The sequence below is a fragment of the uncultured Pseudoflavonifractor sp. genome (assembly GCF_944387805.1).
Lineage (GTDB): Bacteria > Bacillota > Clostridia > Oscillospirales > Oscillospiraceae > Pseudoflavonifractor.
Map to the genome: position 1 here is coordinate 64,748 of NZ_CALXGI010000001.1, position 19,964 is coordinate 84,711.

13 protein-coding genes are annotated in these 19,964 nt (G+C 61.8%); 5 read left to right on the plus strand and 8 right to left on the minus strand.

What is annotated here, in order from left to right; all coding sequences use genetic code 11:
• Positions 1 to 85: 85 nt before the first annotated feature.
• The 5 genes from pbp4b to Q0K06_RS00310 all read right to left on the minus strand — a co-directional run bounded on the left by pbp4b (position 86) and on the right by Q0K06_RS00310 (position 9,224).
• Positions 86 to 5,629 carry a penicillin binding protein PBP4B gene (pbp4b, locus tag Q0K06_RS00290; protein ID WP_294547043.1) on the minus strand — a complete coding sequence of 1,848 codons (5,544 nt, stop codon included), beginning with the start codon at positions 5,627 to 5,629 and terminating at the stop codon, positions 86 to 88.
• Between the two features lie 175 nt (positions 5,630 to 5,804).
• Positions 5,805 to 6,707, minus strand: a complete 903-nt coding sequence (locus tag Q0K06_RS00295) for a MurR/RpiR family transcriptional regulator (RefSeq protein ID WP_294547046.1) — start codon at positions 6,705 to 6,707, stop codon at positions 5,805 to 5,807.
• Between the two features lie 40 nt (positions 6,708 to 6,747).
• Positions 6,748 to 8,367 carry a phosphoenolpyruvate--protein phosphotransferase gene (gene ptsP, locus Q0K06_RS00300; RefSeq protein ID WP_294547049.1) on the minus strand — a complete coding sequence of 540 codons (1,620 nt, stop codon included), beginning with the start codon at positions 8,365 to 8,367 and terminating at the stop codon, positions 6,748 to 6,750.
• An 18-nt stretch (positions 8,368 to 8,385) separates the two neighbouring features.
• Entirely contained in the window at positions 8,386 to 8,643 is a 258-nt protein-coding gene (locus Q0K06_RS00305; RefSeq protein ID WP_294547052.1) for an HPr family phosphocarrier protein, read from the minus strand.
• Between the two features lie 44 nt (positions 8,644 to 8,687).
• A complete protein-coding gene (locus Q0K06_RS00310) occupies positions 8,688 to 9,224 on the minus strand; it encodes a PTS glucose transporter subunit IIA (protein WP_294547055.1) in 537 nt (178 codons plus the stop codon).
• A gap of 502 nt (positions 9,225 to 9,726) precedes the next feature.
• On the opposite strand from Q0K06_RS00310, the gene murQ reads away from it, so the two are divergent.
• From murQ to nagB, 5 genes are all read left to right on the plus strand, one after another.
• Positions 9,727 to 10,623, plus strand: coding sequence for an N-acetylmuramic acid 6-phosphate etherase (gene murQ, locus Q0K06_RS00315; RefSeq protein WP_294547058.1), 897 nt, complete (start codon positions 9,727 to 9,729; stop codon positions 10,621 to 10,623).
• A 110-nt stretch (positions 10,624 to 10,733) separates the two neighbouring features.
• Positions 10,734 to 12,191, plus strand: a complete 1,458-nt coding sequence (locus Q0K06_RS00320) for a PTS transporter subunit EIIC (protein WP_294547061.1) — start codon at positions 10,734 to 10,736, stop codon at positions 12,189 to 12,191.
• Positions 12,175 to 13,230, plus strand: coding sequence for a MupG family TIM beta-alpha barrel fold protein (locus tag Q0K06_RS00325; protein WP_294547064.1), 1,056 nt, complete (start codon positions 12,175 to 12,177; stop codon positions 13,228 to 13,230). The genes Q0K06_RS00320 and Q0K06_RS00325 overlap by 17 nt, the downstream gene beginning before the upstream one ends.
• Before the next feature lie 169 nt (positions 13,231 to 13,399).
• A complete protein-coding gene (locus Q0K06_RS00330; RefSeq protein ID WP_294547067.1) occupies positions 13,400 to 14,239 on the plus strand; it encodes an HAD family hydrolase in 840 nt (279 codons plus the stop codon).
• 37 nt (positions 14,240 to 14,276) lie between these two features.
• Entirely contained in the window at positions 14,277 to 15,002 is a 726-nt protein-coding gene (nagB, locus tag Q0K06_RS00335; protein WP_365924128.1) for a glucosamine-6-phosphate deaminase, read from the plus strand.
• 169 nt (positions 15,003 to 15,171) lie between these two features.
• Here the strand turns inward: nagB and Q0K06_RS00340 are convergent, their stop codons facing one another.
• From Q0K06_RS00340 to Q0K06_RS00350, 3 genes are read right to left on the minus strand one after another with little or no spacing between them, the layout of a single operon-like run.
• A complete protein-coding gene (locus Q0K06_RS00340; RefSeq protein WP_294547073.1) occupies positions 15,172 to 16,350 on the minus strand; it encodes a hypothetical protein in 1,179 nt (392 codons plus the stop codon).
• Positions 16,347 to 16,763, minus strand: a complete 417-nt coding sequence (locus Q0K06_RS00345) for a hypothetical protein (protein WP_294547075.1) — start codon at positions 16,761 to 16,763, stop codon at positions 16,347 to 16,349. The genes Q0K06_RS00340 and Q0K06_RS00345 overlap by 4 nt, the downstream gene beginning before the upstream one ends.
• Before the next feature lie 2 nt (positions 16,764 to 16,765).
• On the minus strand, positions 16,766 to 19,732 hold the full coding sequence (locus tag Q0K06_RS00350; RefSeq protein WP_294547078.1) for a glycoside hydrolase family 3 protein: 2,967 nt from the start codon (positions 19,730 to 19,732) through the stop codon (positions 16,766 to 16,768).
• Between the last annotated feature and the right edge of the window lie 232 nt (positions 19,733 to 19,964).

Genomic DNA, 19,964 nt, shown 5'->3' on the forward strand with positions numbered 1-19,964 from the left:
TTTGAAGGCAAAACTATGAAATGCCACCGGGGGCGGCCTGCGCAGGCCGCCCCCGGTGGCAAGCAGAGGGGGAATTAAGGAAGGGTTACTGGTTGAAGAAGCGCATGAGCATGGTAGCCACTTCGGCGCGGGTGGCGCTGTCGGTGAGCGAGAGCAGGCTGCCGGGCCTGCCGGTGATAATACCTTCCTTCACAGCCCAGGACATGCCATCGGCGGCCCAGGTGTGGACAGAGGCGCTGTCGCCATAGGCGGCAAGGACAGATGCGTCGGCCTTGGCTGTCCCGCCGGTGGAGAGGACGTACTGATAGAAGATAGTGGCAATCTGCTCACGGGAAACATTATCATCAGGGGCGAAGCGATTGCCGCCAACACCCTTGACAATGCCCCTGGAGGCGGCCCAGTTCACGGCGTCGCTGTACCACAGACCGTCAGGCACATCGGTGAAGCCGGCGGAGGAGGTGACGGCAGGGGAGCCGGCAGCGCGGTAGAGCACAGTGGCCAGCATGGCACGGCTCATGGTCATTTCGGGGGCGAAGCCGCCGCCGGAAATGCCCTGGAACAGCTTTCTCTCGGTGACAAAGCGGATGGCATCATAGGCCCAGTAGCTGTCGGACACGTCAGAGTAGGGATTCTCCCACTCGGGCTCGGTGGGTTTGGAGCCGCTGCCGGTCTCCGGGGGGACATAGGGGGCGGTGCCGTGGATCAGCAGGTCGGCCACTACGGGGCGGTGGTCAGAAGCCTGGCTGTTGATCTCAAAGGCATTCACAACCTCCACGGAGGAGGGGGTGGTCAGGATGTAGTCGATTCTCCGGTCGGGATTGTCGGAGGGATAAGAGTTACCGTCGCCCTTGCCGGCCAGCGCCCAGGCGTCATCAAACTTCTCCAGCAGAGGGTCAAAGACCTCGGCGGCGGTAGGATCGGAGACGTCGGCGTTCATATCGCCTGTCAGGATGGTGGGGTAGGTGGAGGCGTCCATGATGCGGAGCATGTCGTTGACCTGATCCAGACGGATGGTGTGAGGATAGCCCTCGGGGTTCTCGCCGCGGTAGTCCAGGTGCGTATTGTAGACGCGCATATACACTCCGTTTACGTTTACCACAATTTCACCAAAGCCGGGCTTGGTGCCGGGGAAGCCGGGGTCGCCGGGTTGGGGATCGCCGTCCTGGGTGCTCCAGCGGGTAATCTCGTGGTTGGAGGAGGAGACGATGGGGTACTTGCTCAGGAAGGCCACGCCGAAGCGCTCGTTGGGGTACTCTTCGCCTCTGGAGGAGGGCTTGTCATAGATGTAGGCGTTGTAGGACTCCATACCGGTCATCTCGGCCAAGATAGCCAGGGTGTCGTCGTAATTGCTGCGCTCACCCCAGTTCACATCCACCTCCTGGAGGCAGACGATGTCGGCGCCGGAGGAGGTGATCACGTCGGCGATGGCCTGGAGGTCATACACGTTCTCAAGGCTCTGACCGAAGTGGATGTTGTAGGACATGACCCGGACCAGCCGGTCATAGGTGTCCACGTCAGTCAGCCGGCGCAGAGCCTCAGAGATCTGGAGGGCCATGGCCTTGTTGGCGTCGGTGGGGCGGGCGTAGGAGACCTCATAGGCCAGCTCAGCAATGGAGTTGGCGGCGCGCATCAGGGGGTGATCGGCGTCCTCCAGATTCTCGGCGTCGGCCAGGCGGATCTTGTCCACGGCCATGTCGCCCAGGAGGGCGTCCAGAGCGGGCTGGATGTCGTCGGCGGTGCTGTTGGCGGTGATGCCCTGATAGAGAATGTTGGTCACAAAGCCCAGGGTGGAGGAGGTGTACCAGTTGCCGTCAAACTGGTTGGCGTTGACGGTGTTGTCGGTGACGGGGGAGTTGATCTTGTTGGTCAGGTAGACCACAATCAGATCCTGCTCAGGGTCGATGGCGGTGAGGGTGCCGGTCCAGCCCTGATGGCCGATGGTGTTCCGGGAGGCCTGGACGCCGAAGTACCAGGGGCGGCCGCAGTCGGCCTGGCGCCACCAGCCCTGGCCCCAGGTGGCGGAGGAATCCTTGCGGGAGGTGAAATACTCGTTCACGTTGGCGCTGAAGAGGCGGTTGGAGCCGTAGCCGCTGGGGTTGAGCATCATCTGGGCCAGCTTAGCCAGATCCTCGGCGTTGGCGAACAGGCCCGCGTGGCCGGAGACGCCGCCCATGGCGTACCAGGCCTTCTCGTCGTGGACCTGGCCCTGGATGGTGCCGGTGCGGATGCCTGTGAAGTTAATGGCGCCGTCGCGGCTGTTGCCGTTGAGCTCGGTGGCGGCGCAGTCATTGGCAGAAAAGCCGTTGTCCAGGGGGTTGTAGGTGATGTGGGTCAGGCCCAGAGACTGCCAGAAGGTCTCCTTCAGAAAGGTGTTCAGGTCCTTGCCGGTGACCTGCTCCACGATGAGGCCCAGGAGCATGTAGTCCACGTCGGAGTAGACGGTCTTGGTGCCGGGCTCGTAGACCAGAGGAGCCTTGCAGATGGCCTGGGCCACAGCCTCCTTGCCGATGGCGTAGAGCACATTGTCGGTGTTGGGGTCGGGCAGCTGGGTGACCTGGTTGAACTTGTCGTTGTGGAACTGGGGATCGGGGGCGAAGCCGGCCTGGTGCTGAAGGATATCCGCCACAGTCAGCTCGGCCTTCCAGGCCTTGGCGGTTTCCAGGTCGGGGGCGCCGGTGCCGTTTGCGGTGTCGTAGTGGATTTCAATGGTCTTGTCCACAAAGTCGGGGAAGTACTTGGTAATGGGGTCGCTGATGTCAAAATTCATGTAAATATCATCATCAGTACCCGGCTTCTTATCGGGGCCAACACCGGAATTGGCCTGAAGATACTGGATGGCATAGTTGGTGGCGTACATCTTGGTGTTGGACGCCAGGTCGTACAGGGTGTCGGTGGTGACGGCGGGGCTGTCGGTCTTGGGAGCGCCGTCGGGGTTGTAGGCGTTCACAGTGCCCCAGGCGTTGGAGTAGACCATCTGACCGTCCTTGATGATGGCCAGCTGGGCGGAGGTGAAGCCGTTGGCAACATCGTTGCTGATGATGGAGTCGATCATGTCCAGGGCCTTGGAGTCGATACCGGCGTTCTTCAGTGCGTCGGGATCGTCGGTCTTGTCCACCACGGTGGGGTTGTAGACAGCCACGGCGAAGGAGCGGTTGGCGTTGATATTGGGGATGCAGAACTCAACGCTGTTGCGGCCGTTGCGGGCCACGCTGGACACGTCCACGGTGTAGATGCCGTCCTGGCCGGTCAGGTTGGAGTTGTCCACCTCCACGCCGTTGACGAAGATGCGGATGCCCTGGTCGCCGCGGACGCTGTCGGCGCTGCTGCTCATCTTGATGTACAGGGTGCCCTGGCCCTCGTAGCCGTCAAACCAGGTGCCGGTGTTGTAGAACACGGTGGAGGTGGATCCGGTGGGGGAGTAGGGACGGGGCAGGAACACGTAGTTCTGGTCGCCGCCGCCGAAGGGGGTGCCTTCCGTGGCAGCGGGATCGGCGGAGACCTGCACGGCAGTCAGACCGGGGGCGGCGGGAACGGAGCCGTCGGTAACAATGGCGTTAATGCGCTGCTGGAGCTGGGCGGACCAGGCGGCGGCGTTGGCCTTGTTCTCCTCCTTGGCCACATAAAGGGCCACAAAGTCGTTGATGTTCTTCAGGGCCAGCTGAGCGTTGTTCTTGGTGACCTCGCTTCTGCGCTGCTCGGCGATGGTCACCAGCAGGTCCACCAGAGCGTAGGAGTCGTTCATGTGGGGCGCCTCATCGTAGGCGTCCTTGTGGCTTATCATCAGGCGGATACGGTCGTTGGCCATCTGGAGGGCAACGGCGTCCACAGCGTCCACACTGGAGCGCATGGAGTCATAGACCAGCCCTACCACGGCGCCCAGAGCGCCCAGAACCATATTGTCGGAGTAGAAGTCGTTGGTATCCTCGGTGTTGTCAATGACGGGGGAGTTCTTATTGTTGGTCAGCAGCACCACAACCAGGTCGTTCTCGGGGTCGATGACGGTGAGGGTGCCGGTCCAGCCCTGGTGGCCGATGGTGGAGTTGGAGGACTGCACGCTGAAGTAGCTGCTGCGGCCCAGCTCAGCCTGGCGGTACCAGCCCAGGCCCCAGGTGGGGTAGTCCAGGCTCTTGGGCTTGGTGAACTCGTCCATGATGTCCTTGCTGAAGAACTGGTTGCCGCCGTAGCCGCCGGTCAGCATGACGGAGGCCAGCTTGGCCAGATCCTCGGCGTTGGCGAACAGGCCCGCGTGGCCGGAGACGCCGCCCATGGCGTAGTAGGCCTTCTCGTCGTGGACCTCGCCCTGGATGGTGTCGGTGCGGACGTTCTTGAAGCTGATGGCGCCGTCCCGGGTGTTGCCGTTTAGCTCGGTGGCGGCGCAGTCGTTCTTCTCAAAGCCGTTCTGGAGGGGGTTGTAGGTGATGTGGGTCAGGCCCATGGGATCCCAGAAGGTCTCCTTCAGGAACACGTCCAGGCCCTTACCGGTGACCTTCTCGATGATGAAGCACAGCAGCATGTAGTCCACGTCGGAGTAGACGGTCTTGCTGCCCGGCTCGTAGGTCAAGGGAGAGGCCAGCACCATCTGGAGGGTGTTCTCCCGGTCCTGGGAGAACAGGGGGTTGTCCACGCCCTGCTCCGGCTTCTGGGTGACCTGGTTGAACTGGTCGTTGTGGTACTGGGGGTCGGGGTCAAAGCCGGCTTGGTGCATCAGGATGTCCCGGACGGTCAGCTCAGACTTCCACTGGAGGATCTGAGCCTGGTCCTCGGCACTGGTGCCGTTCTTGAAGATGGTCTTGCCCGCGTCGTCAAACTCGGGGAAGAACTTGGTGATGGGGTCGTCCAGGGAGATGTCATACACGCCGGTGCCCTGGGTGAGCATGTACTGCAGGGCGTAGTTGACGGAGTACATCTTGGTGTTGGACGCCAGGTCGTACAGGGTGTCGGTGGTGACGGGGACGTAGTTCTCAGCGCCCTCCTCAATCCGGGTGCCGTCGGGGTTGTAGCCGTTGACGGCACCCCAGGCGTTGGAGTAGACCAGCTTACCGTCCTTCACCACGGCCAGCTGGGCGCCGGAGAAGCCGTACTTCACCTCGGAGGCGATGAAGTCGTCAATCACATTCAGGATCTCCCCGCTCATGCCCACGTCGGAGGGCAGGCCCTCGATGACGGTGGGATAGGGGATGCTGACGGTGACGGCACCCTCCAGGGTGGAGGGGGTGATGGCGGAGACCTGGACGGTGTTGGTGCCGTTCACGGTCAGGCCGGAGATGTCCACCTTGTAGGTGCTGCCACCTTTCATGGCGGAGGTGTCCACCTCGGCGTTGTTGACGAACAGCCGCAGGCTGGTGACGCCGGCGGCCAGGGTGACGTACAGCTCGCCCTGGTCGGCGTAGCCGTCAAAACTGTACAGGCTGTTCATGGCCAGGGTGTCATCCACATAACCGGCCCAGTCGGGGAAAGTGACCTGAGCCTGCCAGCTCCACTGAGGAAGCGCAGCTTCTGTTACAGCAGACGGGACAGCTGGGCTTCCCGAGGTGCGGGAGCTTCCGGCGGCTGCGGCGGGCGCAGCCAGCGAGAAGGTCAGCGCCGCAGCGAGAATCAGCCCGGTTGCCTTTTTGAGCATAGTTCTCATAAAAAATCCTCCTCATCCATGTATACTTGTTCAGTATGCTGAATCTGAAAGCATCATAGCATATTGAACAAAAATGAACAAGGAATTGGAGGAATGCTGGAACAAAATTTCTAAAGTTGATAAATTTTGGGGAGTTCTCCAGAAAAAAGAGAAAAAATGAGGACAATTGTCCGTATTAATGTCCGGAGATATGAAGCCCGGCATCCTCCCCTCCTTCCAGCATGGGCTTGCGCATGGAGCTGGGTTTACGGATATGGGTCCGGGAGAGCTGCTCCAGGCAGTACTCATATTCGCTGTTGGCAAAGGCGGTGTACAAGATGTCGATGAGGTTGAGCTGGGAGATACGGGAGGACATGGCGCCGCTGCGGAAAGTGGACTCGTTGGCAGTGGTGTAGAGTTTATAGTCCGCCAGATCGGACACCGGGGAGCTGACGCAGCGGGTGATGGCGATGATGGGGGTGTGATTTTCACGCATGGCCTTCATGCACTCTACCATCTCCACGGTTTCGCCGGAGTAGGAGATGACAATGCCTAGGTCGTCCTTGGTGGCGTTGCGTGCCTGAAGGAATTGGGAGTGCCAGTCGTCGTTGACCATGCAGGGCTTGTTGAGCCTCAAAAACTTGAGGTAGGCGTCCCGGGCGGCGCAGAGGGACGCACCCATACCGAAGAGAAGCACGGTCCGGCATTTGCGCAGCAGCTCCACGCATTGCTGGAGCGTGTCCGCATCCAGCAGATTCTTGGTGTCCTCCAGAGACATGATATTCTTGTAGGTGATTTTCTCGATGATATCCTCAATGCTGTCGGAACGGGCGATCTCCTTCCGCTCCTCCTCCTCGCTCTGCTTCCGCACGGCCATCTCGTAGGTCACTGCCCGGCGAAACTCCTTATAGCCGTCAAAGCCGATGCGGTGGCACATACGGATCATGGTGGACGGAGAGGAGAAGGTGCGCTCCGCCATCTCGTGAATACTCAGCTCCATAGCCTCTTCAGGGTGTGAGAGCAGGTAATCGGCAATGGAGCGTTCGGTAGCACTGAGGGAATCTCTGGCCTCCCGAAGTCTGAGCAGCGCGCTTTTCATAAGGCTTCCCTCCCTGTGATGGTTCTTGCGGGTGATGTTGTTACCGGTCCAGAATTTTAGCCTTGGTCTCCAGAATGGCGCCAGGCGTCATGGACAGCTCGTCCACGCCCAACTCCATGAAGAAATCGGTGAGAGTGGTGTCGGCGGCCAGCTCGCCGCAGATACCCGCCCAGATACCGGCGGCGTGGGCGTTTTCCACAGTGGTGCGGATGAGCCGCAGCAGGGCCTCGTGGTGCCGGTCGCAGAAGGACTCTACCTGGGCGTTCTGCCGGTCCACAGCCAGGGTGTACTGGGTCAGATCATTGGTGCCGATGCTGAAAAAGTCCACCTCACGGGCCAGCAGGTCGCTGATGACTGCGGCGGCGGGGGTTTCAATCATGATGCCCAGCTCCACCTTCTCGTCAAAGGGGACGCCCTCGGCCTTCAGCTCGGCGCGAACCTGGGCGCACATTTCCTTTACCCGCAGCACCTCGCTGACTGAGGTGATCATGGGGAACATGATGCCCAGTTTGCCGTGGGCGGAGGCACGGTACAGGGCCCGCAGCTGGGTGCGGAACACCTCCGGCCGGGTCAGGCAGATGCGGATGGCCCGCAGGCCCATGGCCGGGTTCTCCTCCTTGGGCAACTGGAAGTAGTCGGCCTGCTTGTCGGCACCGATGTCCAGGGTGCGGATGACCACCATGCGGCCGTCCATGGCCTCCAGCACCTGGCGGTAGGCCTGGTACTGGTCCTCCTCGGGGGGATAGTTGTCCCGGCCCAGATAGAGAAACTCGCTGCGGAACAGTCCGATGCCGTCGGCGTCGGCGCCCAGAACGGCCTCCAGATCCGTGGGCGCGCCGATGTTGGCGCACACCAGAATTTTGTGTCCCGTGGGAGTCACGGCCTCCCGCCCCCGGAAGGTGTCCAGATAGCGGCGGTGGGCTGTCTCTTTGTCACGGCGGTTCTCCAGCTCTGCGGCGGTTCGGGCGTCCGGGTCTACATATACCTGGCCGGAACCGCCGTCCACGAACACGTCCTTGCCGTCGAACTCCTCCAGCAGGCTGTCCCCCAGGCCTACCACGGCGGGGATACCCATAGTACGGGCAAAGATGGCAGTGTGGGAGTTGGAGGAGCCCCGGGCAGTGATAAAGCCCAGCACCTTGCTTCGGTCCAGCCGGGCGGTTTCGCTGGGCGCCAGGTCGTCGGCGGCGATGATGCAGGGCTCGCTGCCACCCAACTCCTCGTCCTCCCGGCCAGTGAGCAGCCGTATGACCCGCCGGGACACATCCAGTACGTCGGCGGCCCGCTCTTTCATATAGTCGTCGTCCATCTGGGCAAACATCTCGGAAAACTGGGCGGCGGTCTGGTCCACCGCGTATTCCGCGTTGACGTGTTCATCCCGGATCATGCCGGTGACGGAGTCACGGTAGTCCAGATCCTCCAGCATCATCTGGTGGATCTGGAACAGGAGGGACTTTTCCTCGCCCAGTCTGGCCTTGGTCTCCACGTAGAGCTTGGCCAGCTGGACCACGGCCTCGCCGCGGGCCTTGTCAAACCGGGCCACCTCCGCCTCCGGATCGGCTACTTCCCGGCGGGGCTGGGCCTGAGCATCCCGGCGGAGGAAGCGCAGCCGTCCCGAGGCCACACCCCGGGATACGCCTTCGCCTTGCAGTACCGTCATAACACGCGTCCTCCTCTTTTAAAAGTTCTCCTGAAAAAATTTCTCCAGAGTCTTAGCGGCCTCTGTCTCATCGGGGCCCTCCACGGCCACCTTCACGGTCTCCCCGCACTTGACGCCTAGGCCCATGACGGCAAAGAGCCGCTTTAAATCGGCGCTCTTCTCGCCCCGGGTCAGCGTTACAGTACTGGAAAACTTCTGGGCCTCTTTTACCAGCAGGCCGGCGGGACGGGCGTGAAGTCCGTTGGGATCGGTGATGTTATATTGAAACTGCGTCATATTACATTACCTCGTTTTCTTTCTTCAATATCAACAGATGTGAGTCAGGTATTTTTAGTCAGGGTGATGATCGTGTCGCCGGGGCGCACCTCGCCGCCCTGGGACTTTTCCATGGTGAACTCGTCGCCGTTGCTCACCACCACGGGAGTGGCCAGGTCGAAGCCCTCGGCCAGGAGAGCCTCACGCTCAAAGGTCAGGAGCAGCTGGCCCCGTTTGACCTTGTCGCCCTCCTTCACATAGGCGGAAAAATGCTTTCCGTTGAGGGAGACGGTGTCCCTGCCCACGTGAATCAGCAGTTCTGCGCCGCCGGTGGTGAGAATACATACGGCGTGATGACTGTCCAGCAGGCTCTCCACCGTGCCGTCGGCAGGAGAGTAAACCTTTCCGCCGGCGGGGATAATGGCCACGCCGTCGCCCAGAATTTTATCAGCGAAAACCTTGTCAGACACCTGCTCAATCCCGATAACCGTTCCGGCCAAGGGGCTGCCCAGACGCTCCACACCGGGCTCCTCGGCGGGGGTCTGTATGCCGCCCTTCTTTTTGCCCAGGAACCAGGAGGAAAATCCTCTTTTCTCAGACATGTAAAATGCTCGCTCCTTTCAAGCTGCTGCAATGACTGTGCCGCGTAAAAAGAAAAGACGTCCCTCCGGACAGAACTCTCCCGGGGACAATACCCCGGCGCAGAGGACTTTCCGGAACGGACGTCAGAACGCACAAAACTCAGGCGGCTATTGTATTCAACTTTTGCTTGCGAGCACAGTATAGCAACGAAAATTTCAAGTGTCAAGGGAAAAGATAAAACTTTCTTCGCACCATATGTGCATATCAGACAATTTGAAACTTTTTGTCCTGGAAAGTTTCATCAAAATGCCGAGAATGAAAGAAAAGAAATCAGTTAGCGAAACAATGTGCCATAAACTGCTCAAATAATTGACATGAAATGCAGTATTTATTAGGATGAATGCACAGCGAAGGCTGTTGCTTGCAGCAATATGATTTCTCCTCCTGGCTTTCGGACGGGCTGAGAGGAGATGGAGCGGAACGCACCACCGGCTCCACTCAGGCGCGGAAGGAGAATGGGCGTTGAATTTAAATCTGGACGCAATGACCACGGAGACCCGTAATCAGGCCACCATGAATCTGGACACCATGACCCCGCTGGAGGTTGTGACGGCCATGAACCGGGAGGACGCCAGAGTTCCCCAGGCCATTGAGCCGCAGCTGCCCAACATTGCCAAGGCAGTGGAGTGGGCCATTGACTCCCTGGAGAAGGGCGGACGGCTGTTTTATATGGGCGCCGGTACCAGCGGCCGCCTGGGCGTGCTGGATGCCGCCGAGTGCCCCCCCACCTTCGGCGTGTCCCCCGACCTGGTGGTGGGTCTCATCGCCGGCGGCGAAAAGGCCTTCATCAAGGCGGTTGAGGGCGCCGAGGACAGCCGGGACCTGGGCCGGGATGATCTGAAGGCCCACAATCTGAGCAAGGACGATCTGGTGGTGGGCATCGCCGCCAGCGGCCGCACTCCCTATGTGCTGGGCGGCCTGGACTATGCCCGGGAGCTGGGGTGCCGCACGGTGGCAATTTCCTGCAACGTCGGCTCTGCCGTAGGCCAGGCGGCCGACCTGGCCATCGAGGTGGTGGTGGGTCCCGAGGTACTCACCGGTTCCACCCGGCTCAAGGCAGGGACAGCCCAGAAGCTGATCCTCAACATGATCTCCACTGCCACAATGGTGGGTGTGGGCAAGGCTTACCAGAACCTGATGGTGGATGTGATGCAGACCAACGAGAAGCTCCATGTCCGGGCAGAGAAGATTGTCGTGGAGGCCACCGGCGTGGACCGCAGCACGGCCAAGGCCGCTATCGCCGCGGCAGGGGGCAGCGTAAAGACCGCCATTACCATGATTCTGGCCAACTGTGACGCGGGAGAAGCCAAGGTCCGCCTGGACAAGGCGGGAGGCCATGTCCGCGAGGCCATCCGATAATTCCGGCGCCGGCCGGAAGCTGATTATGGCCAAAACAGCCGCGCGGCTGTTTTGCGTTCCGCTCAGCGGAACGATTGTGTGTAACCCCAATAGAAAAGGAGAGGTGCAACATGACAAATCAGGAACTTTCCAACAAGATCCTGGAGTTGGTCGGCGGCAGAAGCAACGTCGCCAGCGCAACCAACTGCATGACCCGCGTCCGTATCCATGTCAAGAATGACGGGGCCATCCAGGACGAGGCCCTGAAGAAGGTCGAAGGCATTCTGGGCCTGGTGCACGACAACCCCGGCTATGTGGAGGTCGTTGTCGGCCCCGGCAAGTGCCGCAAGGTGGCCGATATCTACAAAGAGATGGGTATCCCCGTCTCTGCCGAGAATGGCGGCACCGGCGTGTCCGCCAGCAGCGACTGGAAGGCCAACAAAGCCGCCATCAAGGGCGCTCAGAAGGAGAGCAAGGTCAAGGCCATGCTCAAAACCTTCGGCGAGATCTTCGTACCTCTGATTCCCGGCGTCATTGCGGCCGGCATCTGTTCCGGCCTTGCTACTCTGCTGGCCCAGGCCATTCCCAACTACACGGAGAACGCGGTCTGGAACATTATCTATAATCTGCTCAGTCTCATCAACACCGCATTCATGACCTATATCACTGCCTGGGCTGGATACCGGGCTGCCGAAAGGTTCGGCGGCACCCCCATTCTGGGCGGCATGGTGGGTATGATCACCACCCTGGGCGGCATTGACACCATTTCCAAGATCATCGGCCTGTATAATGAGGCTCAGCCGCTTGACGCCATTCTCCGCGCTGGCCGCGGCGGCGTTCTGGCTGTCGTCATTGGCGTGTGGGTTATGTGCAAAATCGAGAAGGCCATTCGAAGCAAAATGCCCGACGCTGTGGACATCTGCTTCACCCCTATCCTGACTCTCATTATCACCCTGATCCCCTATATCCTCATTGTTATGCCCATCACCGGCCTCATTTCCACCGGCCTGTGCAAGGTGGTCGAGGTTGTGGCCATGAGCACCAATCCCGTGGTCCGTATGGTGGCCGGTTATCTGGGCGCCGCCCTGTTCCTGCCCATGGTGGCCATGGGCATGCACCACGGCCTGGTGGCGCTGTACACAGTCCAGCTTGAGGCCTTCGGCTACGTCACTCTGTATCCCGCCCTGGCCATGGCCGGCGCCGGCCAGGTGGGCGCTGCCATCGCCCTCTCCATCAAGGCAAAGCGCACCGGCAATCACCGCCTGCGCCAGGTTATCGGAGGCGCTCTGCCTGCCGGTATCCTGGGCGTGGGTGAGCCCCTCATCTACGGTGTCACCCTCCCCATGGGCAAGCCCTTCATCACCGCCGGCCTGGGCGCCGGCTTCGGCGGCGCCTTCGTCATGCTGATGCAGGTAGCTGCCACGACCTGGGGCCCCTCCGGCCTGCTGGGCATCTTCGTTATGACTGCCGGTCCCAATGGTGCCGCCATGTCCATCGTCTACTTCCTCATCGGCCTGGTGATCAGCTACATTATGGGCTTTATCTTCACCTGGCTCGGCATTAAGGAGCAGGATGTGGCCGCGGCCTGAGCCCCTGGGCTATTCGGTCTACCTGGCCTCCTTTGCGCAGCAGCGGGAGGAGTTGGAGACCCTCGCTGGCAGCGGCGCGGCCGTGTTCCTCTCCCTCCACATCAGCGAGGAGTTCTCGGCGGACTACTGCCGCCGGGCAGAGGAGGTCTGCCGGTGGCTCAGCGCCCGGAACTTTCGGATAATTGCGGACATCTCCACCAAAACCGTTTCTCAGTTTGGCCAGCCGGATCTGATCCGGCTGGCCGAACGGCTTGGTGTCTGGGCACTCCGGGTGGACTACGGATTCACCACGGAGGCGATTGCCGCCCTGGCAGCCCGCATTCCCGTTGTGGTCAATGCCTCCACCACCGCTCCGGAGGACGCGGCGCGCATTGCCGCTGCCGGGCCGCTGGTGATGGCCATGCACAATTTCTATCCCCGGCCTGAAACCGGCCTGGACGATGAATTTTTCCTGAAGACCACCAGAGCCCTCCAGTCGGCGGGCCTGAGGGTGTTGGCCTTTATCCCAGGCGACAGGGAGCTGCGGGGGCCCATCCATGAGGGCCTGCCCACCCTGGAGCGCCACCGGGGACTTCCGCCTTCGGCCTGCTTTGCCGATCTGGCGGTCCGGCTGGGTACGGACGGCGTCTTTGTGGGCGATCCGGGTATCTCTTCCCGGGAACGGGCGCGCATCCTCCGGTTCTGCCGGGAGGGTGTGCTGGAAATTCCCGCCCGCCTGTTGCCCGGGGCTCAGTGGCTCTATGACCGGGTGTTTACCAACCGGCCCGACGCGCCGGCATGGCTTATCCGCGTTGCAGAGTCGAGAGAATATTCCTGCTCCGGCAAGCAGGTGGAGCCGTGGAATTGCCTGCCCCGGATGCGGGGCAGCATTACCATGGACAACGACGGCTATGGCCGCTACTCCGGTGAGGTGCAGCTGGTCCGATCCGATCTGCCGGCGGACAGCCGGGTCAACGTGGTGGGACAGGTAGAGATGCCCTGGATTCTCCTGGCAGACTGTGTCCGCAACGGCGGGAAGTTCGTTCTGACCCGCAGCTGAAATCCTTATGGACAAACAGCAGGCCGCGGGCCCTTTCCGGGGCCTGCGGCCTGCTGTTGCCTCTGCTGCCGGTTGCGGCGGACGGGGAGAAAATCTGCCGGGCCGGAGAAACACCGCCCGTCAGACAGGAGGGGCCCGCATACGATTTAGAAAGAGAGGTGTTCCCAAGATGGAATTTTCTCTGCTTGCCATGGATTTGGATGGGACCGCCCTTCTGGATGACCATAAGACCTTCACCCCTCGGCTGTACGCCGCTTTGTCATCGGCGGCCAGAAAGGGTGTGGCCATTGTTCCCGTCACTGGGCGGCAGTACGCCATGCTGCCCCCTGCCGTCCGCACCGGCGCGGACTGGGAGAACCTGTGCGTTCTGTGCAACGGCGGCGAGATCCGCTGCCTCCGCACCGGCGAACTGCTGGAGACCCATTATATTGAGACGGACACGGCCCGGCAGGTGATGGAGATTGCCGCCAGCCTGGGCCTGCCCGTGGAGCTCTCCGCAGGCGGACGGCTCTATCTTACCCGGGAGAGCTGGGATATGCAGCGGGAGCACAGAGAGGCCCTCCGGTTCCACCTGAACAGCATTCTCAATACACGGGGGCAGGAGGTGCCCAGCCTGGATACGGTGCTGGAACAGCCCGATCTGGCCCTGGACAAGGTCAACCTGCCCTACATCCCCTGTGAGCTGAGAGCGGACGCGGAGCGGCTTCTGGCCGGAGCCCCCATCGCCTTTGCCTGGTCCAGCCCCCAGAGTGTGGAGATCACCCACAGCCAGGCCACCAAGGCCAACGGCATGCTGTCAGTCTGCCGAATTTTGAACATCGACCCGGCGCGTACCATGGCCATCGGTGACAGCGGCAACGACATCACCATGCTCAGAGCCGCCGGCCTGGGGATAGCCATGGGCGGCGCCCCGCAAGAAGTCAAAGACGCGGCGGCCGTGGAAACCGCCTCCAATATGGAGGACGGCGCCGCCGTCGCCATTGAGCGCTATATCCTGGGCGGACAGTGAGCCGCCCCAGAGAATGAAAAAGGAGAAACGTGCCATGATTCGGATTTATGCAGCGGAAAACTACGAAGAGATGAGCGAGAAGGCGGCCCGCATCATTGCGGCGCAGGTGATCCTGAAGCCGGAGTGTGTGCTGGGTCTGGCCACCGGCTCCTCTCCCGTGGGCACCTACCGGCGGCTGGTGGAGCGTTACAGGGCGGGCAAGATTTCCTTTGCCGGGGTGACCACGGTGAACCTGGACGAGTACAAGGGGCTCTCCGGCGCCCACGACCAGAGCTACCGCTACTTCATGCAGCACAACCTGTTTGACCATGTGGACGTGCGGCCCGAGTGCACCCATGTGCCAAACGGCCTGGCTGAGGACGCCCAGGCCGAGTGCGCCCGGTACGACGCCTTTGTCCGCAGCCTGGGCTGCGCCGACCTGCAGCTGCTGGGCGTGGGCCGCAACGGCCACATCGGCTTTAATGAGCCCTGCGGCGAGTTCGTGGTGCCCACCCATGTGGTGGACCTGACTGAGAGCACCATCGAGGCTAACGCCCGCTTCTTCGCCTCCCGGGACGAGGTGCCCCGCCAGGCCCTGACCATGGGCATCGGCGTGATCATGGGCGCCCGGAAGATTGTGATGGTGGCCAGCGGCGCGGACAAGGCGGACGCGGTGTACGGCATGGTGAAGGGCCCTGTGACCCCCCAGCTGCCCGCCTCCATCCTGCAGCTCCACCCTGATGTGACCCTGGTGGCGGACAGGGCGGCTCTGTCCAAGCTGTAAGAAAGCGACATATGCGCCGGACGGCACAGGGAGAAACATACGCAGGACAGCTGCGACGCGACCTGATTTTCCAGATAAAAACCGCAGGACAGAACAGCATAAACGCTGTTCTGTCCTGCGGTTTTGGTGTTGTTTTGGGACGCTGCCCTGCGGACAGGCTGTGCGTCAATTAGCCGTCGGCCACGGAGTTGGTGTTAAAGTTCAAGGTGGCGGTGCCGTCGCCGTTGTCGATCCAGACGCCGTCAATATGGGCGGCGGTAATAAAGGCCCACTGGGAGTGGGACAGGGTGGCGGTGCCGTCCTCCCGCAGTTCCAGCGTGCCCTCGCCCTGATCCACAAAGTAAATGTCCACAATGTAGGTGTAGGCGGAGCCGGCAGAGGGCGTGGTGGGTGTGCAGTTGTAGGAGTAGGCGCCGGCAAAGCCCACCAGGTCACCGGCGGAGCCGCCGTTGGCCAAGTCGAAGTTTTCGGTCAGTAGGGGGAAGTTGATGGAGCCATGGGTATAGGAGTAGCCTGGGCTGAGTATATTCAGATCGCCCAGGGCGGCATTCTCCGCCACCACCGTCTCATCGCTGGTGGCGTTGGTGACATAGGGGCTGTCGCTGATCGCGCGGGCGGTGAGGGTGTAGGTCTGGCCCTTGGTGAGGGGGGTGGAGAAGTTGGCATTGTCCGGCGTAACCCCCTCCAGCACGGCGGTCACCGTGTCAGACGGGTCGTTGACATTGGTGCGGGTGACCTCCACCTCGGCGGGATAGGCCTCGTAGGTGTAGGCGCCCGCATTGGACAGCTGGAGATTCATGGTGTCGGAGAAGGGGTCCCAGAAGTACTCCAGCATGGGGGCGGACTGTTCGCCCACTGCGGTAAAGGGGGCGGCGGCGGGAGCGGACATGCTGTGGCTGGTGTCGCCGATGGCAGGGCAGGCCACCACACGGGCCAGATACTCTCCGTAGGCGGCGTTAATCACATCCAGATAGCTGCCGGTGTAGGTGCCCGCACTGCTGTCGGAGGGAATGGGCTCGCTGGAGTAGAGGAAGCTGTCGTCCCCCTCGGCGGTGTCAGGGGCGCAGAAATAGAGCAGGTAGTAGTCCGCGCCCTCCACGCCGGTAAAGGAGTAGGTGCCGTCCTCGCTCATCACAAAGTCGGTAGGGGTGTTCAGAGGTTCGGCGGTCACGGTCTCGCCTCCGCTGCCGGAGGGGGCAGAGACATCGGTGCTGGCAAAGAGGGTATTCAGAATGGCGCCGGAGCTGTCCAGATAGCGCTGGGCGTTGGACACGGCGGTGGTGGCGCAGGAGGTGCACAGCAGGCAGATCAGCGCCGCCAGAGGCAGCAGTTTTTTTGCCTGTTTCATTTGCCCACATCCTTTCCCTTGGCGGTAAAGCAGGAGATAATTCCGGTGACGCAGCAGACCAGCAGCAGCACGATAATGGCTACCACGGGGGCGATGCCGCCCCGGGAGCCATACATGGTGAAGTTGCCGTACCAGTCGGCCCAGACAGGATAGCTGTTGAGGAAGAACAGGCCCACAGCGTAGGCATAGCAGGCCACGCCGAACATGTTGAGCAGCTGGGCGGGCCGGGCGGAGGAGAGCACATAGCCCTCCATGCACACCACGCCCAGGGCGATGGTCAGCAGGACCACCAGGTCAAAGTACTGAAACACGGCGCCGTAGATGCAGAAGGCCACCAGGCTCACCAGCCCCAGAAGGGCGCTGAACTGGCTCAGCTTTCCGCTGACGCCGGAAGCTTTTATGCGCTTGCGCATGCTTAACCCTCCTTCTCGTCAGAACGCTTCTTGCCGCCCAGGGTCCACACGGCGGTGAGCACCGCGCACAGGACAAAGCCCACGCCGGATACGGCCGAGATGGCCAGCAGGGTGGTCTCCCACCAGGGGACGATGGAGACAATGGCGGTATTGCTGCTCAGGCCGTTCTGGATAAAGGTGCGGGAGATAGCGTAGATATTGTGTTTGGTGATGTCCCGCAGGCGCTGGAGCATGAAGCCGTCGCCCGCCTCGATGTAGCTCTTGACGGCGTCGCCGTAGTCGCTGTTGCTGGCGCAGGTGTAGTCGATGCCGGCGGTGGCCTCCTCCTCAAAATGCATCTTGAAGCCGGACTGGGTGTAGCCGTCGGTAGTGGCGTGGCCCTTGAAGCCCCACTCGCCCTTGAGGACGTTGTGGACCAGGTTGTAGTTGGCGGAGGCAAAGCGGCAGCCCAGACGGTTGAAGCTGGTCATGATGCCCAGCGCGCCGCCGTCGCAGATGGCGCCCTCGAAGGAGCGCATGTAGATCTCGCGGATGGACTGCTCGTTGGCAAAGGTGGAGATGCCCTCGCGGAAGGTCTCCTGGTCGTTGAGGACAAAGTGCTTGGGGCAGTAGATGACACCCTGGGACTGCATGCCGATGGCCTCATAGGTGCCGATGATGTAGCCGAAGTTGCCGTCCTCGGAGTAGTACTGCCAGTTGCGGCCGCCCACGGGAGTGCGGTGGATGTTGCCGCCGCCGTACCAGATCTCGGTCAGGCCGCAGAAGGTGGCCTCAATGCCCATGACCCGGCCGCGGGACTCAAAGAGGGCCTTGTTCCAGGTGCGGGCGGTGAGGGCCTCGGTGACCCACTTGATGCCGTTGGCGCCCTCGGAGAGCAGGGGGCCGAAGCCGCTGTTGTCGTCGGTGCGGGGGGCGGCGGGCATGGCGATGCTCTCAATGGCGGCAGTGCCCCGGGAGTCCATGAGCATGCTGGCCATCTCGTCGATGGTGAGCTGGTCGATGAACTTGTTCCAGGTCTCCTCATCGTCCCACTCCACCAGGCGCATGTCGGAGAAGGTCAGGCCGTTGTCCGCGCCCTGAGTGAAGTCGGACACCGCGGGGGCGTCGGCGGGCTGCTCATACCAGTCCAGACTCAGCTCCTCCAGCAGAGCCTCGTTCATCTCCAGATGCATCTGCTCTACAGGGAAGGTGCCCGCCCAGTCGGAGCGGGAGAGGTAGGTCATCTCAATGCCGAAGGTGTTCAGGTCGGTGTGATCGAACTGGTTGGTGACCTCAATGGAGCTGTCAACCCGGGAGAGACGATAGCTCTCGGTGTCCAGGTCGGCCTGGGTCCAGGAGTAGGTCTTGGCGGCGCTGCCGTCGGCGGTCATGCCGTCGGCGGTGGTGTAGCCCTTGGCGGCCAGCACGTTGTTCAGGGCGTCGTGGGCGCTGTCGCCCACGGACAGGTAGTAGGTGCCGGCGGAGAGGATGTAGCCCTTGGCGCCCTTGGAGTCATAGCTGGCCAGGAAGTACCGCTCCACAGGGACGGTGACGGTCTGGCTCTCGCCGGGCTGGATCGTATCGGTCTTTTCAAAGCCCACCAGCTGGATGGCGGCCTTCTCTACATTGTTCTGCTTCTCATAGTCGCCGTAGGGGGTCTGGGCGTAGACCTCCACCACGCTCTTGCCCGCCACAGACCCGGTGTTGGTCACCTGGACGGTCACCTGATACTGGTCCTCCACGGCGTCGAACTCCACACCCTGGAGCACCTGGTCGAAGGTGGTGTAGCTCAGGCCGTAGCCGAAGGGATAGACCACCTCGTCGGCGTAGTTCCAGCCGCCGCCGGTGGAGGAGCCCACCGGGCTGGAGGCGCCGCCGCTGCCCATGACCGCGTCCTCATACCGGGTCTCGTAGTACTTGTAGCCCACATAGATGCCCTCGGCGTAGATGGTGTAGTGGAGGATGTTGGTGCCGTTGCCGTCGTTATCGGCGCAGTTGGCCAGAATCCAGTCCGCGTTGGCCCAGTTCATGGCGTTGCCGGCGGCATAGGTAATGGCCGGGGAGGACAGAGAGTTGGCGGCATAGGTGTCCACGGTGTGCCCGGAGGGAGCCACCTTGCCCACCATCACGTTGGCGATGCCCGTCCAGCCCACGGCGCCGGGCAGGCCGGAGAGCAGGCAGGCGTCCACGCCGTACTCATCCACCCAGTCCAGTTCCATCATCTGGTCGGAGTTGATGACGGCAATGATCCGGGAGAACACGCCGGCATCCTTCTGGCTCTTCAGATACTCCATCAGGGCCTCCTCGTTCTCGGACAGGCCCAGATAGTGACGGCCCTCAGCAGTGACCATGGCGCTGTCGTTGCCCTCGGAACCCACCCGGGTGAAGGTGACCACGGCGGCGTCGTTGTAATCGCTCTGCCAGGTGCTCTCCTTGGCCTTTACATCGGCGATGGGGGCCTCGTACACCTCGTCCTTGATGGTGAGGCTCAGCTTGGAGTAGACCTCCACCAGGGCGGTGTTCACGTTGTCCGCGCCCAGGGCCTCCTGGAGGGCGTCCACCATGCCCACGGCGGGGATGGACTCAAAGGCGGTGGCGTTGACGGCGGCGCTGGCCGAGTCCACCGAGTTGACCGAGCCGTTGCCGAAGATGGTGATCCGCTCGCCGGACTGGAGGGGCAGGGCGTTGTTGTCGTTCTTCAGCAGCACGGCGCCCTCCTCTGCCTGGGCGATGTTCTCAGCCGCCACAGCCAGCTCCATGTCCATGGTGGCCTGGCGGTTGGTGGTGTCGGTACCGAAGGGATTGTCGTAGTAGATGGTGTTGCCGGTCTCTCCCTCACCCAGCTCTACCACCTTGCTGGTGCTCAGGTTGAGCGCCTGGTTGATGATGCCCGCATTGTCGAACATCAGCACGGACGCCGACACGGAAAGGAACAGCACCAGTGCCATGACAGCGGCCAGGCCGCGGGTAATGAGTGCTTTCTTTTTCATAGGGAACCTTCCACTCTCCTTCCACTGAATTGCAGCAGCGGTTATGCTCCGGCGGGCTCCGGTGCATGAGACAGACCTCCTTCCTGAACGTGTGGGCCCGCCGGAATTCTGATATTCAGAATGCCAGAAATGGAAAGGCGTGGCGCACACTTTGCCCAAACGGCGGTTTTTCCTGCCGCAACGGTTCGGGCAAAAAATAAAACCGCCCCCACCGACCCTTGCAGGGGCGGAT

What these genes read in the sequence shown, in the direction of transcription:
- pbp4b (WP_294547043.1), bottom strand. Translation starts at nt 5,629, where the DNA reads ATGAGAACTATGCTCAAAAAGGCAACCGGGCTGATTCTCGCTGCGGCG.
- Q0K06_RS00295 (WP_294547046.1), bottom strand. Translation starts at nt 6,707, where the DNA reads ATGAAAAGCGCGCTGCTCAGACTTCGGGAGGCCAGAGATTCCCTCAGT.
- ptsP (WP_294547049.1), bottom strand. Translation starts at nt 8,367, where the DNA reads ATGACGGTACTGCAAGGCGAAGGCGTATCCCGGGGTGTGGCCTCGGGA.
- Q0K06_RS00305 (WP_294547052.1), bottom strand. Translation starts at nt 8,643, where the DNA reads ATGACGCAGTTTCAATATAACATCACCGATCCCAACGGACTTCACGCC.
- Q0K06_RS00310 (WP_294547055.1), bottom strand. Translation starts at nt 9,224, where the DNA reads ATGTCTGAGAAAAGAGGATTTTCCTCCTGGTTCCTGGGCAAAAAGAAG.
- Q0K06_RS00320 (WP_294547061.1), top strand. Translation starts at nt 10,734, where the DNA reads ATGACAAATCAGGAACTTTCCAACAAGATCCTGGAGTTGGTCGGCGGC.
- Q0K06_RS00325 (WP_294547064.1), top strand. Translation starts at nt 12,175, where the DNA reads ATGTGGCCGCGGCCTGAGCCCCTGGGCTATTCGGTCTACCTGGCCTCC.
- Q0K06_RS00330 (WP_294547067.1), top strand. Translation starts at nt 13,400, where the DNA reads ATGGAATTTTCTCTGCTTGCCATGGATTTGGATGGGACCGCCCTTCTG.
- Q0K06_RS00340 (WP_294547073.1), bottom strand. Translation starts at nt 16,350, where the DNA reads ATGAAACAGGCAAAAAAACTGCTGCCTCTGGCGGCGCTGATCTGCCTG.
- Q0K06_RS00345 (WP_294547075.1), bottom strand. Translation starts at nt 16,763, where the DNA reads ATGCGCAAGCGCATAAAAGCTTCCGGCGTCAGCGGAAAGCTGAGCCAG.
- Q0K06_RS00350 (WP_294547078.1), bottom strand. Translation starts at nt 19,732, where the DNA reads ATGAAAAAGAAAGCACTCATTACCCGCGGCCTGGCCGCTGTCATGGCA.